We start from the raw sequence: 15,203 nt of genomic DNA on the forward strand, positions 1-15,203 counted from the left end.
GATTTCTACAGAAGCCGGGCACGGCGCGCAACGGCTCGAGCGTGCTCAGACCCTTTCGAGCGCGACCGCAATCCCCTGCCCGACGCCGATGCACATGGTCGACAGCGAATATCTGCCGCCGGTCTCGGCAAGCTCCAGCGCCGCCGTGCCGGTGATGCGGGCGCCCGACATCCCAAGCGGATGGCCGAGCGCGATCGCGCCGCCGTTGCGGTTCACCCGCTGATCGTCATCGGCAATGCCCAGCGCCCGCAGCACCGCCAGCCCCTGGCTGGCGAAGGCCTCGTTGAGTTCGATCACGTCGAACTGCTCCTGGGTCATGCCGAGCCGGGCCATCAGCTTGCGCGAGGCCGGGATAGGCCCCACCCCCATCACCCGCGGCGGAACCGCGGCCGCAGCGCCACCGAGGATGCGGGCGATCGGCGTCAGGCCATATTTCCGTGCGGCGGCTTCGGAAGCGATGATCAGCGCCGCAGCGCCGTCATTGACGCCGGAGGCATTGCCCGCCGTCACCGTCCCGCCCTCCTTCTTGAAGGGCGTGCCGAGTTTCGCCAGCGTCTCGATCGTCGTTGCGCGCGGATGTTCATCCTTGTCGACGATGACGGGATCGCCTTTGCGCTGCGGAATGGTCACAGGGGTAATTTCCTTCGCCAGCCGCCCGCTCGTCTGGGCAGCGGCGGCCTTCGCTTGGCTGTGCACCGCAAAGGCATCCTGGTCTTCGCGGCTGACGTGATATTCCTCGGCGACGTTCTCGCCGGTCTCCGGCATGGAATCGACGCCGTACTGTTTCTTCATCAGCGGATTGACGAAGCGCCAGCCGATCGTCGTGTCGTGAATTTCCGCCGCCCGCGAAAAGGCCGTCTCGGCCTTCGGCATGACGAAGGGCGCCCGCGACATGCTTTCGACGCCGCCAGCAATCATCAGTTCCGCCTCGCCGGCGCGGATGGCGCGGGCCGCAGTGATCACCGCATCCATGCCGGAGCCGCAGAGCCGGTTGATCGTCGTGCCCGGCACCGCGATCGGCAGGCCGGCCAAGAGCGCCGACATGCGCGCGACATTGCGGTTGTCCTCGCCCGCCTGGTTGGCGCAGCCGAAGATCACGTCGTCGACGGCTTCCCAATCGACGCCGCCGTTGCGCTCCATCAGCGCCTTCAGCGGGATGGCGCCGAGATCGTCGGCGCGCACCGAGGAGAGCGAGCCGGCGAAGCGGCCGATCGGCGTCCTGATATAGTCGCAGATAAAGGCTTCGGTCATGACTTTTCCTCAGAGTTTCGGGACGACGAGGTCGGCGACCGGACCCTCGACATGGAGGGCCGCGCCGGTCATCGCCTGCAACTCCTCGAGCGACATGGCGGCCAGCTTTTCGCGCAGGACGAAGTGCCCGTCGACGATGTCGATGACGGCATGGCTGGTATAGATGCGGGTGATGCAGGCGACGCCGGTCAGCGGGAAGGTGCATTTCTCCACCAGCTTCGGCTCGCCGGTCTTGGTGACGTGCTCGGTGATGACGCAGACCTGCTTGGCGCCATGCACCAGATCCATGGCGCCGCCGACGGCCGGCACGCCCCTGCTGCCGACCCGCCAATTGGCGAGATCGCCGCTCTGGGCGACCTGATAGGCGCCGAGGATCGCGACGTCGAGATGGCCGCCACGCACCATGGCGAAACTGTCGGCATGGTGGAAGAAGGCAGCCCCCGGCTTCAGCGTCACTGCCTTCTTGCCGGCATTGATCAGGTCCCAGTCCTCCTCGCCGGCGGCCGGCGGCTCGCCGAAATTCAGGATACCGTTCTCGGTATGGAAGATCGCCTGACGGCCGGGCGGCTGGTAGCGGGCGACCATTTCGGGAAAGCCGATGCCGAGGTTCACATAGGCGCCGTCGGCGATGTCCTGGGCGGCGCGCCAGGCGATCTGCGCATTGGAAAGTTTGATGTCATCCCTGATATCGATGGTCATATGTAGGCCACTCCGGCTCGGATGAGCTCTTCTTCCTGCTGGGGATTGGGAACGGTGACGACGCGGTCGACGAAGATGCCGGGGGTCACCACATGCTCGGGATCGATGCCGCCGGCCGGTACGATGGAGGAGACCTGGGCGATAGTCTTGGCCGCCGCCATGCACATCAGCGGATTGAAGTTGCGGCCGGCCTTGTTGTAGGTGAGGTTGCCCTGGATATCGCCGATCTGCGCTTTGACGATGGCGAAATCGGCCTTCAGCCAGCGCTCCTGCACATAATGGCGGCCGTCGAATTCGGCGATGACCTTGCCTTCGGCCAGTTCGGTGCCATAGCCGGTCGGCGTGTAGAACGCCGGAATGCCGGCGCCGCCGGCGCGGATGCGTTCGGCCAGCGTTCCCTGCGGCACCAGCTCGAGTTCGATCTCGCCGGCCAGGTATTTGTCGGTGAAGGCGCGTGGATCGGACGAGCGCGGGAAGGAGCAGATCATTTTCCGGACCAAGCCGGCGTCAATCATTGCGGCGATGCCGATGCGGCCGTTGCCGGCATTGTTGTTGATCACAGTCAAGTTTTTTGGAGCCTTGTCGATCAAGGCATGGATCAGCTCGATCGGCGCGCCGGAGCCGCCGAAACCACCGATCATGACGGTTGCCCCGTCGCCGATTTCGGAGACGGCTTCCGCCGTGCTCGCGACTGTTTTGTCCATTGGGATCTCCTCCGCTTCAGCCTCAGAAATAAAGGGCGGCCGACGCTGGGGCAAGATGGTTTGTGCGATATTTGACATTTGTTCATATATCGCACAAAATCGTAGTCAGATTGGAGACCGGAACCTATGCGCGAAACGGATTTTGTCAGCGGCTTTGCCCGCGGCCTGAAAGTGATCGAAGCCTTCGGTGAAACGCGGCAGCGGCTGTCGATTGCCGAGGCCGCCAGGCTGACGGCGCTCGACCGCGCCACCGTGCGCCGCTCGCTGCTGACGCTCGCCGAGCTCGGTTATGCCGATTACGACGGCAAGTTCTTTACGCTGACGCCGAAGATCTTGCGGCTCGGCCATGCCTATCTCGAGGCCACACCGCTGCCGGCGCTGTTGCAGCCGCATCTCGATCATCTCTCGGAACAGGCCGGCCAGAGCGCCTCGGCCTCGGTGCTCGACGGCACCGAGATCGTCTATATCGCCCGGGCCGCGCAGCGCCGGGTGATGTCGATCAATCTCACCCCCGGCAGCCGCCTGCCGGCCTATTGCGCCTCGATGGGCCGGGTGCTGCTCGCAGCGCTTTCCGAGGCGGAGGCGCGCGCCATCCTCGCCCGCAGCGAGCTGAAGCAGAATACGGCAAAGACCAGGACCGACCCGAACGAACTGATCGAGGAATTCCGCCGCGTGCGCGCCGAGGGCTACGCCATCATCGATCAGGAGCTGGAGATCGGCCTCTGCTCGATCGCCGTGCCTATTGAAAACGATCGCGGCGAAACGGTCGCGGCAATCAATATCGGCGCGCCGGCCGCCCTCGTCCCGGCTGCCGAGATGAAGGCGCAGTACCTGCCGCTGCTGAAGGAAACGCAGGCCGCCTTGCGGCCGTTGCTGCGCCGATGAAGAACAGCCTGGAGGCGGCACGCGGCCCGGTCGAAATCGGGGCCGCGTGCAATCGGTCGAGGTGTCAGGTCGAGCGCGGCTATGAGGTTGCCCATCGGCCGCTGGCCATTGGCGCGCAACGCCGTGTCGCGGGCGACGATGCGGGCAGAACCGGCAGGTCGTAGCGCGCGGTGATCAGGCGGATGATCGAGGTCGTGTCGTATTGGGTGTGGTCGACCGTGCCGGCCTTGGCAAAGGGCGAGATGACGAAGGCCGGAATGCGGTTGCCAATGACGGCGAGCCGCCCCCCGCCAAAGATAATGCAGCACCCGCCGCCAGGCAGGAAAGATTATTCGTAGAACAACAAGGGTTTGACAGAGGCGCAATTTGGCAGTTCGGAGATTAACTCGACTTAACCCCGTTTCCACACCGACTCGTGACAACATTCGAAACTAACCTTAATGGTTTGTTAAGCTTAGAAGCACGGGAGGTTCGCATGCACGGGGGCGAGATCAAGAAGGCATTTTACCCGAACTTCAACATGATCAGGCTCGTCGCAGCCTCCACGGTGATCTTCTCGCATGCATTCCTGATCTCGGAAAAGACCTCGGCGAACGAGCCCATCCACCGTCTGCTCGGCGAGGGCAAGATCCTTGGCCTCTTCGGCGTCTATGCGTTTTTCGTCACGAGCGGCTTCCTCGTCACTCAGAGCGCGCAGTTCGGCAACGCAGGCGCTTTTCTCTGGCGGCGGGCGCTGAGAATATATCCGGCGTTTATCGTCTGTACGCTGCTCAGCGTCTATGTCTTGGGCGCCTTGTTCAGCCCGTTGGGCATCAGTGGTTACCTGCTCAAGTCGCTTCATGTGAAGACGACGGTGCATGCGGTGCTCGACCCGAGCTTTGGCATGACCCTGCCGCATGTGCAGTTTTATGATCCCGCAATCTCCTGGCTTGCCACCTTCGTCAACGGCTCTCTCTGGACGATCGGGCAGGAAATCTTCTGCTACGTGATCGTCGCGGGATTGATGGTAACCGGACTTCTGCGCGCCCCGCTCATGGCACTTGCTCTCGCCGTGGGGGTGACCTGGCAGCTTTTCTTCGATCATCCGTGGCCAAACACACGATTCCTGACGGATTTCACTTTTATCGCCCCCTACTTCTTCTGCGGTTCGCTTCTGTGGTTCGTGACGGAAAAGCGGCAGCCCAATTTAGCCCTGGCATCGATCTTCGCGGCGCTCGGTGTGCTCTGCCTCGTCTTCTGGCCCGCCTATCTTTACGGACCCATGTTGTTCGCCTATCCGCTTGTCTACATCGCGACCTCGCAAACCATACGCATGCCGACTCTCGAACGATTGGGCGACGTCTCCTACGGGACCTATCTCTATGGCTGGCCAGTCGAGCAGGTGATGAACCATGCCCTCGGCCAATATAGCACGTGGTGGGCGGTCCTTGCCCTTTCCCTGCCGACAGCGTGGTTGCTTGGCTGGCTTTCGTGGCATCTCCTGGAAAAGCGTGCGCTGCGGTTAAAGCGGCTCACCTTCCTTCAGCGACAGCCTGTCAGTCCTTGAGACTGAGGTCGATTTACACTACGCGCGACGTCTGGCGTTCTTGACCGTCACAGCCGGACTTTGACGCGGGATACGGACACCATTCGGAATTACTCCACTTGCCGTATCATAATTTCCGATATACATCATTCCATCGGAAATAGTGGGGGAATGATGGAACGTTCGTTTTTGACGATTGCCGCGGGCGAGAATCATGAGGCGATACGGGCGCTTTCGGCGCCGGCGCGGATCGAGATTCTGAAGCTGCTCTGCGCCAAGGGCCCGCTTAACATCAACGATATTGCCCAGGCGCTGTCCCTCCCCCAATCCACCGTCGCAACCGGCATTCAGATCCTGGAAGAGGCCGGGCTGGTGGATTCGCGGCTGGCCAAGGCCCGCAAGGGAAACCAGAAAATCTGCTCGGCGACCTATAGCGAAATCCTGATCAGCTTCGAGGAAAGTGCCGCGCAGCGGGCCAATAACATCATCGAAGTCGAGATGCCGGTCGGGCTCTACACCAGCTGCGACGTGCATGCGCCCTGCGGTCTCTGCTCCAGCGAAAGCGTCATCGGACCGCTTGATGTGCCCGACTATTTCCTCGATCCGCAGCGCATGCAGGCCGGGCTTGTGTGGTTCGGCAGGGGCTATGTGGAATACAAATTCCCCAACAATGCCAAGGTATTGAACAAGGACATCCGCGCCATCGAGTTTTCGCTGGAACTGTCGTCGGAAGTGCCCGGCACCAATGCGGACTGGCCCTCGGATATAACCCTCTGGGTCAATGGCATGGCGATCGGCACCTGGACGTCGCCCGGCGACTACGGCGACAAGCGCGGCGCCTTCACGCCAGCCTGGTGGAAACTCGAAGGCTCACAGTACGGGATGATGAAGACCTGGCGGATTTCGACGCGCGGGACCTTCATCGACGGCGTCGCCGCCTCGAATGTGACGCTGAGCGATCTGGCGCTCGGCCAGCATTCCTCCATCCGGCTCAGGGTCGGCATCGCCGAAAATGCCGGCCATACCGGCGGCGTCAATATTTTTGGCCGCGGCTTCGGCAATCACGGTCGCGACATCATCATGCGGCTGCACGTCTGAATTTTTCAGTATCGGATATCCTGATTTATAAATGCCGATTATTTTGAGTTTTAGTGGCTGCTAAATATTTGTAACATACTGTATATAAATGATTTTCTATCAACAAGCCATAAGTATGATTAAATCCGGGACTCGGTTGACAGATCGGCATTCCTGATATCAAGTTAGGAGCAAGAAAACAAAATATCTGATATATAAACGGGAGGATCCGTTGAAGACGAACGTTGTGGTTCACCGCGATTTCCGCATCGCGACCATCGATTCCAGGCTCTACAGCTCATTTCTCGAGCATCTCGGCAGGGCGATCTACGGCGGCATTTACGAGCCCGGACATCCGACAGCCGATGAGGACGGCTTCCGCCGCGACGTGCTGGATCTGGTGCGTGATCTCGATACGCCCTACTGCCGTTATCCCGGCGGCAATTTCGTCTCGGCCTATAATTGGGAAGACGGCGTCGGCCCCCGTTCGGAGCGGCCGGTGCGCCTCGATCTTGCCTGGCGCACCCGCGAAGCCAACCAGATCGGCGTCAACGAATTCGTCGACTGGTGCAAGAAGGCCAACACCAAGCCGATGCTCGCCGTCAATCTCGGCTCACGCGGCCTGGATGCGGCCCGCAATTTCCTGGAATATTGCAATCACCCCGGCGGTACCTATTATTCCGATCTGCGCCGCAAGCATGGCTGGGCCGATCCGCACGATGTCAAATTGTGGTGTCTCGGCAATGAGATGGATGGCCCCTGGCAGGTCGGTCACAAATCAGCCTATGAATATGGCCGGCTGGCGGATGAGACGGCAAAGGCGATGCGCGGCTTCGACAAGTCGCTCGAACTCGTGGTCTGCGGCTCGTCCAATTCCGAGATGAAGACCTATCCCGATTGGGAAGCCCAAGTGCTCGAGCAGTGCTATGACAGCGCCGACCATATTTCGCTGCATATGTATTTCGCCAATCGCGAGAAGAACACACTCAACTATCTCTCCCGCGCCACCAAGCTCGACCGTTACATCACCACGATCGGCGGCGTCATCGACTACATCAAGGCGAAAAAGCGCTCGAAGAAGACGATCGGCATTTCCTTCGACGAATGGAACGTCTGGTATCATTCCAACCAGCAGGACAAGGAGATCCTGGCGCGCGACGAATGGCCGGATGCGCCGCATCTCCTGGAAGATATCTATAATTTCGAGGACGTGCTACAGGTCGGCGGTATCCTGAACACCTTCATTCGCCGCTCCGACCGGGTGCGCATCGCCTGCATCGCCCAGCTCGTCAACGTCATCGCCCCTATCATGACCGAGGATGGCGGTGCGGCCTGGCGCCAGACGATCTATTACCCCTTCTACTACGCCTCCCGATATGGCCGCGGCACGGCGCTGCAGCTCGTCGTCGACGGCCCGACCTATGACAGCGACGAGGAAAACGAAGTTCCCTATCTCGACGTCTCGGCGGTGCATTCCGAAGAGGGCAAGACGCTGACCTTCTTTGCCGTTAACCGCCATCCGGACACGGCGCTTGATCTCGACGTGCGGCTGGAAGGTTTTGCCGGCGCCCGCCTGATCGAGCAGGTGGAAATGACCCATGGCGATCTCGAAGCCGTCAACACGGCGCAGCGGCCGCAAACGGTCGCTCCGGTCAGCGTCGAGAGCGCCAAGATCGAAGATGGACGGGTGCGGGCGGCGCTGAAACCGCTGTCCTACAACGTCATCCGGCTGTCGGTGTGACAGCCGCCGCCGGGCAAACTCGATATAGGGCCCGGCTGAGAAAATCGGCCCACTGCGAGGAGGCAGGCGGGCCGGAGGATGGTTCGCTGAAGCTCCGGGCTTAAAGCCCTGATGCTTCTGCGAATCGACAACCGCGACATGCCCATGCGCGCCCCAGCGGCCGCCGTATCGTCGCTTACTTGGGAGGAGTTCATGCAACAGTGGAAGAGGTTTGCATTCGGCTTCGTGCTGGCCACGCTCGGCCTGGCCGCGACGGCGAGGGCCGATGACTACACCTCCTTGCCGCGCAAGGAGACGCTTATCGTCGAAAATCCGGAGGGGACGATCAAAAATCCCGGCTGGTTCAACATCTGGGTCAATGGCGGCGGCGGTGTTTCCACCGGCCTGCAGCAGCTGACCATGGATACGCTCTGGTATATCGACCCCGAACAAGGGCTTGGCGGCGCGAGCTGGGACAATTCGCTCGCCGCCGACAAGCCGCAATATAATGCCGACTTTACCGAGATGACCGTGAAACTGCGCAAGGGGCTCTTCTGGAGCGACGGCGTCGAGTTTACGGCCGATGACGTCGTCTATACCGTCAAGACGCAGATGGACCATCCCGGCATGGTCTGGAGTGCGGCCTTCTCGGTGCAGGTGGCAAGCGTCGAGGCGACCGACCCCCAGACCGTGGTGTTCAAGCTGAAGAAGCCGAATTCGCGCTTCCACGCCATCTTCACCGTGCGCTGGAACGGCGCCTGGATCATGCCCAAGCACGTCTTCGAGAAAGTCGAAGATCCGCTTCGTTATGATTTCGCCAATCCCGTTTCGCTCGGCGCCTACAAGCTGAAGTCCTACGATCCGCAGGGCAAATGGTATACCTGGGAAAAGCGCGACGACTGGCAGCGGACCTCGCTTGCCCGCTTCGGCGAGCCTGCCCCGAAATATGTGACCTATACCGATCCCGGCCCGCCGGATAAACGCACCATCGCCCAGCTCGAGCACAATCTCGATATCATCCACGACAACACGCCGGAGGGCATGTTCACCCTCAAGGAGAAGTCGAAGACGATCGAGACCTGGTTCCCGGGCTTCCCCTTCGCCCATCCGGATCCGACGCTGCCGGCGGTCATCTTCAACAACCAGAATCCGCCGTTCGACAATGCCGATGTGCGCTGGGCGCTGGCCCTGCTGATCGACATCAAGGCCGTCGACATGGCGAGCTACCGCGGGGCGGCGACGCTTTCGGCGCTCGGCGTGCCGCCGACGGCGGCGACGATGAAAGACTATCAGGCGCCGATGCAGGACTGGCTGAAGGATTTCGAGATCGATACCGGCAAGAGCAAGATCAAGCCCTATGACCCGACGGTCGGGCAGCAGATCGCCGATATCCTGCGCAAGCAGCCGAAGTTCAAGGACCAGATCCCGACCGATCCGCAGGCGATCACTGGTGCCTTCGGCTACGGCTGGTGGAAACCGGACCCGAAAGCGGCCGGCGAACTGCTTGAGAAGGCCGGCTTCAAGAAATCCGGCGGCAAATGGCTGACCCCGGATGGACAGCCCTTCAAGATCCGGATGACGGTGGAAGGCGACACACGCTCGGTCTTCACCCGCGCCGGCACGCTGATTGCCCAGCAATGGGCCGCCTTCGGCATCGACGCCAAGGCGGTGCCGGCCGCGAAGCTTTGGCAGACGGCGCTGCAGCCCGGCGATTTCCAGGTGGCGATCGCCTGGAGCGTCGAAACCTGGGGCGGCGATCCCGACCTTTCCTTCTTCCTCGACAGCTGGCACTCACAGTTCGTCGCCAAGAAGGGTGAGGTTCAGCCGCCGCGCAACTGGCAACGCTGGTCCAACCCGGAGCTCGACAAGATCATCGAGAGCATCCGCGGCATCAGCGCCGACGATCCGAAGGGCATGGAGCTCGGCAAGGATTATCTGAAGCTCGTCGCCCGCGAAATGCCGACGATCCCGCTGATGTCCTATAACGTCTTCACCTCGATGGATACGACCTACTGGACCGGCTATCCGACGATCGCAGACCCCTATACCGATCCGGTGCCGAACTGGGCGAATTCGAGGCTGATGATGGTCAAGCTGAAGCCGGCTCAACCGAAATAATCCTCCCAACGCCGGCGCGAGTGTTGCGCGCCGGCCCCCTAATCGACGGGCATGCGGCCCAGCCCATGCTCGTCGATCCTTTCCAGAAGGGAACCAGAGAGGAACCACTGCCTTATGACGTCCTATCTGATCTTTGTGCTGAAGCGGTTCGGTCAGTTTCTGCTTGTCGTCTTTCTCGGTGTGACGATCACCTTCTTCGTCACCCATCTGACCCCGATCGATCCGGTCGAAGAAAGCATAGGCGCCATCACCCAGATGGGCCAGTCCGATCCGAATGCGATCGAGCTGATGCGCCAGTCGCTGCGCGAGCTCTACGGCATGCAGGGCTCGATCTGGCAGCAATATGTGCATTTCTGGCTGCGGCTGGCGACCGGCGATCTCGGCCCCTCGCTCTCGGCTTTTCCCACACCCGTCTCCACCATCATCCTGCGCTCACTGCCGTGGACGATCGGGCTGATGACGGTGTCGACGCTGATCACCTTCGTGCTCGGCAATGCGATCGGCGCGCTCGCCGGCTATTACCGCAAGGACATGGTGCTGAAGGCCGTCAGCCTCGTCTTCATCGCCCTGCTGCCCATTCCCTATTATATCCTGGCCTTCGTGCTGCTGATCGTCTTCGGCTTTATCTGGCCGGTGCTGCCGATCAATGGCGGCTACGAGATGAACGCCAATCTGGACCTCTCCTTTGCCCTGGTCTTCGATATCCTCAAACACTCCATCCTGCCGGCCCTGTCGCTGATCCTTGTGGGAGCCGGCAGCTGGCTGATCGGCATGCGGGCGCTGGTTTCCAACATCATCACCGACGATTATGTTGTCTTCGCCGAGCTTGGCGGCGTGCCGAAGCGCAAGATCCTGCGCTCCTACATCGCCCGCAATGCCATGGTGCCGCAGTTCACCGGGCTCGCCATGTCGCTCGGCGCGATCTTCAACGGCACCGTCATCACCGAAATCGTCTTCGGCTATCCGGGCATCGGCAATCTGCTGATCGAAGCGGTGCATGCCGGCGACTACAGCCTGGTGCTCGGCCTCAGCGCCCTGTCGATCGTCGGCGTTGCCGCCGCCGTGTTCATCATCGACATTCTGAGCCCGCTGATCGATCCGCGCATCAAGGTGGAATAGGCCATGTTTACCATCATCCGCGACCTCGCCCGCCAGAACATGGAATTCCTCTGTGGCCTGCTGCTCTTTGCCGTCATCGTCGGCTTCGTCATCCTGTCGTATTTTTCGCCCTACGGCGCGACCGACATCTATCTCCTGCCGCCCGACATGCCGCCGGACGGCGAATATTGGCTGGGCACCACATCGCGCGGCCAGGACGTTTTCTGGCAGCTGACGACGGCGCTGCGCAACACCCTGTTCTTCGGCATCGGCGTCGCCTTTCTCTCGCGCATCATCTCGCTTGTTGTCGGCCTGGTGGCCGGTTACGCTGGCGGCGCAGTCGACCGGGTGCTGATGGCGATCAACGACAGCGTCATGGTCATCCCGCAATTTCCCCTGCTGATCCTGTTTTATGTCGTGCTGAAGGACAGCATGACCTGGACGGCGCTGATCGTCATCATGGCTTCGCTCGGCTGGTCCTATGACGCCCGCCTGATCCGCTCGGTGGCGATCGGCCTGAAGAGCAGGCCATTTACCACCCAGAGCGTCTATTCCGGCATGACGATGCGCAAGATCCTGGTCGAGGAGCACCTGCCCTATGTGCTGCCGATCGTCTTTGCCACGACGATGAACAACATGATCTGGTCGATCGGCATGGAGATCACCCTTTCGGTGCTCGGCTTCACCGATATCGAGACGCCGACCATGGGCATGATGATCTACTGGGCCAATGCGCATTCGGCGCTGATTTCGGGCATATGGTGGTGGGTGGCCGCCCCCGTCGCCGTCATCGTCATTCTCTTCCTGGCGCTCTTCCTGCTCTCCATGTCGATGAACGAATACAATGATCCGCGCAGCCGGCTGAACCGGATGGGAAGTTAGCATGGAGAATTTGGTCGAAATCCAGAACCTGAAAGCCTATTACCGCGCCTTCCTTTATGGCGTCGATCGCGAGGTGCGCGCCGTCGACGATATCAGCCTGACGATCGGCCGCGGCGAGGTCTATGGCCTTGCAGGCGAATCGAGCAGCGGCAAGACGACGCTGATCAAGACCATTGCCGGCGCCATCCGGCCGCCGCTGAGGGTCGTCTCGGGCAACGTCAAATTCCACTTCGGCGGCGGCACCCAGGATATCTACGCGATGAAGCCGGAGGAGCGCATGGCGCTGCGCTGGAAGCATCTCTCCTATATCATGCAGGGCTCGATGAATGTGCTCAATCCGGTGCGCCGGATCCGCCATTCCTTCACCGACTTCGCCTTTCGCCACATGAAGGTGAGCAAGGCAATCTTCTTCGAAAAGGTTGCCGTCCATCTGCAGCGGCTGAAGCTCGATCCGCATCTGCTCGACGCCTATCCGCACGAACTCTCCGGCGGCATGCGCCAGCGCATGACCATTGCGCTCGCCACCATCCTGACGCCGGAATTCATCATCGCCGACGAGCCGACGACGGCGCTCGACGTGATCGTGCAGCGCGACGTGCTGACGATGATCCGCGACATCCAGCGCGAGATGGGCTCGTCCTTCCTGTTCGTCACCCATGATATGGGCGTGCATGCGACCGTCTCCGACCGCATCGGCATCGTCTATGCCGGGCGGCTGGTTGAGGAGGCGCCGACCGCCAAGCTCTTCAATATGCCGCTCCACCCCTATACCCAGCACCTTGTCGGCAGCCTGCCGAAGATCGGCGACCCCAGCACCCGGCCCTCGCTGGAGGGGCGGCCGCCGAACCTTGCCATGCCGCCGGAAGGCTGCCGGTTTCATCCGCGCTGCCCGAAACGCATGGAGATCTGCTCACAGAAGGTTCCGCCCTTGGTCACCGTCGCGCCGGAGCGGCGGGTGGCGTGTTTTGCGGTTACGGGGGATCAGGTGTGACTCTGCTTAGCCTCTCGCATGTGACGAAAATCTACCGCCAGGGCGGCATGCTCGGCCGGCGGCTGATCACCGCGGTCAACGATGTCAGCTTCGAGCTCGGCGACGAGCCGGAGATCCTCTCGATCGTCGGCGAATCCGGCTCGGGCAAATCGACGGTGGCGGCGATGATCCTCGGCCAGACCGAGCCGAGCGAAGGCGCGCTGCAATTTGCTGGCAAGACCGTCGCCATCCACAGCCGGGCCGAACGCACGGCTTTCATGAAGGAGGTGCAGCCGGTGCTGCAAAACCCCTTCGAAGCCTTCAACCCGCTAAAGCGGGTCGACCGCTATCTCTTCGAGACCGCCCGAAACTTCTCCGCGGGAAAACGGCCGGATCGGCAGCAGGCGGAGAAGATGGCCGACGCCGCCCTCCACCACGTCGGCCTGACGCTGGAAGAGGTGAAGGGCCGCTTTCCCCACGAACTCTCCGGCGGCCAGTTGCAGCGGGTCGCCATCGCCCGGGCGCTGATCCCGCAACCGCGCCTGCTGGTGGCCGACGAACCGGTCTCGATGGTCGACGCGTCGCTGCGCATGGCCATCGTCAACCTCTTCGGCCGGCTGAAAAGCGAGCTCGGTCTTTCGATCATCTACATCACCCATGACCTGGCGACCGCCTATTACGTCAGCGACAACATCATCATCATGCGCAAAGGTGAGATCGTCGAGCGCGGGCGGGCGCGGACGGTGCTGGATGATCCGCAGCATGAGTATTCGCGGGCGCTGAAGGATGCGGTGCTGGCGGCGGATTTTAGTGGGGTGGGGTGAGTGGTGGGGAGAAGGCGGTGAGTGCCATCGCGCTCGACTCTGGTGACTACAAGCTTGAACGGTAGCACGAACTATCGAAAAGTCGCCATTTTGGCCATGCGGAACGAGTAAACAACTCCAAACAGGCAAGTCGACGCGATACCTGCATAAAAACCGTAAAGCGCGGTAAAGGCAACATCAGACGCCGGACTGATCGGGCATGCGGTGGCGCCAGATCTCAGGAGGGCATACGCGTATAGGTACAAAACGACATTGCCGACCGCACCGAGAAAGGTGAGCAAGCCAAATACAAGTGTCCAGAATCTAAAGGTGTTTCTTTGGTTGCGCTCAGCGACATTCGCGGTATCGAACTTTCTGGGAAAAGAGATGATCGACTTTCCAAAAGATATGCCGCCACCAACTGTGACAATTGCGAGGAGAGGGCCTCCAAATGAGGAGTTAAGCGCGCACCATATATCTATAACCAAACTATTTTTTCACTTCAAATGGGGCCAATCGAGCGATGTTGAGATTCTCTGATGGAGAGAAATAAGTCAACTCGCTATTCGACAGTTGGGACGTTCCCAGATACGCTTCGGAACACCTGGTGACCAAGCGCTTGCTAAGGTTGGCGGACCATGATCGGCCCGCTTTTTGTCTTAGTTCGGCAGCTGCTCGCGCAACGTCAACGCAAAGTTCCGCGCCCGCCTTTGGTCCGTCTCGATGCAAAGTAACCCCACCTCCGAGCACCCACCCGACATCTGGGCCAAGCAACTCGTAATATGCGTGAAGTTGGCCTGCATAGATTCCCCCGGCTATCGTGGGCATCGCTTCCTGACGCTGGACGAGGTCGCGATAACGCTGGACCGCCTGCACAAAGCTATTTTGAACACTGGAATCTAAGGACCTTTTCATATGGCCAATATCCGGCCGGCCCCCAGGGTAAATTACGTCGGCTCCAGACAAAATCAGAGCATCTAGCACTTTATCCGGCGGGACATAGTTCGAAAGTGCGTTACGCAACAGGGGGTAGCATGTTATAATAGGGGGTTGGCCCTGTTGATCTATTATCTTAGCGCGGCGCACGCTTTGGATAGAATCAATACCATTCAGCCCTCCGTCTATTTTGGCAACTACAGGTGCAGGGATCTGCTCACAAAACGCTTGGATCTCTTCTAACAACACGGGCGTTGGGAGGGTGAAATTTAAAGAGAGCCGCCCAGAACGGCCGGACCATTGCTTATCCGCGATTCGCGCAGCAATCTCACGTAGTTGGGCTAAGTGAGCGCGATTGACCGGTAGGAAACGCGTGTCGAGTTCGACAACGTTAAAACCAGCAGCCAACACATCATTCGCGATTGCTTCCAGAGCGTCGAGCTTAAACCCGACACGTGGCTTAAATTGTTGATTTCCACTGAGAGCTGACCCGGCGCAGCCAGATATTTCCATTGAGAATTGACCCATGTTTCAA

Annotated in this window: 13 protein-coding genes and 1 pseudogene; 9 read left to right on the forward strand and 5 right to left on the reverse strand. The window is 60.7% G+C overall.

From position 1 onward, the window contains the following. Positions 1-45 precede the first annotated feature (45 nt). Genes pcaF through ATY29_RS14040 form a run of 3 tightly spaced genes read right to left on the reverse strand, consistent with a single transcriptional unit; the run spans position 46 to position 2,654 of the window. Complete coding sequence (gene pcaF, locus ATY29_RS14030; protein WP_097536690.1) at positions 46-1,251, reverse strand: 3-oxoadipyl-CoA thiolase; 1,206 nt, start codon at positions 1,249-1,251, stop codon at positions 46-48. 9 nt (positions 1,252-1,260) lie between these two features. Beyond that, positions 1,261-1,950, reverse strand: coding sequence for a 3-oxoacid CoA-transferase subunit B (locus ATY29_RS14035; RefSeq protein ID WP_097536691.1), 690 nt, complete (start codon positions 1,948-1,950; stop codon positions 1,261-1,263). After that, positions 1,947-2,654: a 3-oxoacid CoA-transferase subunit A gene (locus tag ATY29_RS14040; protein ID WP_097536692.1), complete on the reverse strand. Its 708-nt coding sequence runs from the start codon at positions 2,652-2,654 to the stop codon at positions 1,947-1,949. Before ATY29_RS14040 ends, ATY29_RS14035 begins: the two co-directional genes overlap by 4 nt. A 126-nt stretch (positions 2,655-2,780) precedes the next feature. On the opposite strand from ATY29_RS14040, the gene ATY29_RS14045 reads away from it, so the two are divergent. Further along, positions 2,781-3,539 carry an IclR family transcriptional regulator domain-containing protein gene (locus tag ATY29_RS14045; RefSeq protein ID WP_097536693.1) on the forward strand — a complete coding sequence of 253 codons (759 nt, stop codon included), beginning with the start codon at positions 2,781-2,783 and terminating at the stop codon, positions 3,537-3,539. A gap of 62 nt (positions 3,540-3,601) precedes the next feature. On the opposite strand, the pseudogene ATY29_RS14050 reads toward ATY29_RS14045, so the two are convergent. Beyond that, positions 3,602-3,807 (reverse strand): annotated as a pseudogene (locus tag ATY29_RS14050) (alkaline phosphatase family protein); the annotation flags it as partial. A 207-nt stretch (positions 3,808-4,014) separates the two neighbouring features. Here ATY29_RS14050 and ATY29_RS14055 point away from each other — a divergent pair. From ATY29_RS14055 to ATY29_RS14090, 8 genes are all read left to right on the forward strand, one after another. Then, positions 4,015-5,085 (forward strand): acyltransferase family protein, encoded by a 1,071-nt coding sequence (locus ATY29_RS14055; protein WP_097536694.1) that lies wholly within the window; start codon positions 4,015-4,017, stop codon positions 5,083-5,085. Between the two features lie 150 nt (positions 5,086-5,235). Further along, positions 5,236-6,162 (forward strand): ArsR/SmtB family transcription factor, encoded by a 927-nt coding sequence (locus ATY29_RS14060; protein WP_172642999.1) that lies wholly within the window; start codon positions 5,236-5,238, stop codon positions 6,160-6,162. Positions 6,163-6,373: 211 nt separating this feature from the next. Further along, positions 6,374-7,882: an arabinosylfuranosidase ArfA gene (gene arfA, locus ATY29_RS14065; protein WP_097536695.1), complete on the forward strand. Its 1,509-nt coding sequence runs from the start codon at positions 6,374-6,376 to the stop codon at positions 7,880-7,882. A gap of 192 nt (positions 7,883-8,074) precedes the next feature. Next, positions 8,075-9,979: an ABC transporter substrate-binding protein gene (locus tag ATY29_RS14070; protein ID WP_097536706.1), complete on the forward strand. Its 1,905-nt coding sequence runs from the start codon at positions 8,075-8,077 to the stop codon at positions 9,977-9,979. A 114-nt stretch (positions 9,980-10,093) separates the two neighbouring features. Next, the gene (locus ATY29_RS14075) at positions 10,094-11,098 is read left to right on the forward strand and encodes an ABC transporter permease (protein WP_097536696.1); all 1,005 of its coding nucleotides are present in this window, start codon (positions 10,094-10,096) and stop codon (positions 11,096-11,098) included. A 3-nt stretch (positions 11,099-11,101) separates the two neighbouring features. Continuing rightward, positions 11,102-11,959: an ABC transporter permease gene (locus ATY29_RS14080; protein WP_097536697.1), complete on the forward strand. Its 858-nt coding sequence runs from the start codon at positions 11,102-11,104 to the stop codon at positions 11,957-11,959. 1 nt (position 11,960) lies between these two features. Beyond that, on the forward strand, positions 11,961-12,950 hold the full coding sequence (locus tag ATY29_RS14085) for an ABC transporter ATP-binding protein (RefSeq protein ID WP_097536698.1): 990 nt from the start codon (positions 11,961-11,963) through the stop codon (positions 12,948-12,950). 47 nt (positions 12,951-12,997) lie between these two features. Then, on the forward strand, positions 12,998-13,753 hold the full coding sequence (locus ATY29_RS14090; protein WP_097536707.1) for an ABC transporter ATP-binding protein: 756 nt from the start codon (positions 12,998-13,000) through the stop codon (positions 13,751-13,753). 468 nt (positions 13,754-14,221) lie between these two features. On the opposite strand, the gene ATY29_RS14100 is transcribed toward ATY29_RS14090, so the two are convergent. Next, the gene (locus ATY29_RS14100) at positions 14,222-15,196 is read right to left on the reverse strand and encodes a RuBisCO large subunit C-terminal-like domain-containing protein (protein WP_097536700.1); all 975 of its coding nucleotides are present in this window, start codon (positions 15,194-15,196) and stop codon (positions 14,222-14,224) included. Positions 15,197-15,203: the final 7 nt, after the last annotated feature.

Origin of the sequence: Rhizobium hidalgonense (assembly GCF_002914525.1) — a bacterium.
Taxonomy (GTDB): Bacteria; Pseudomonadota; Alphaproteobacteria; order Rhizobiales; family Rhizobiaceae; genus Rhizobium; species Rhizobium hidalgonense.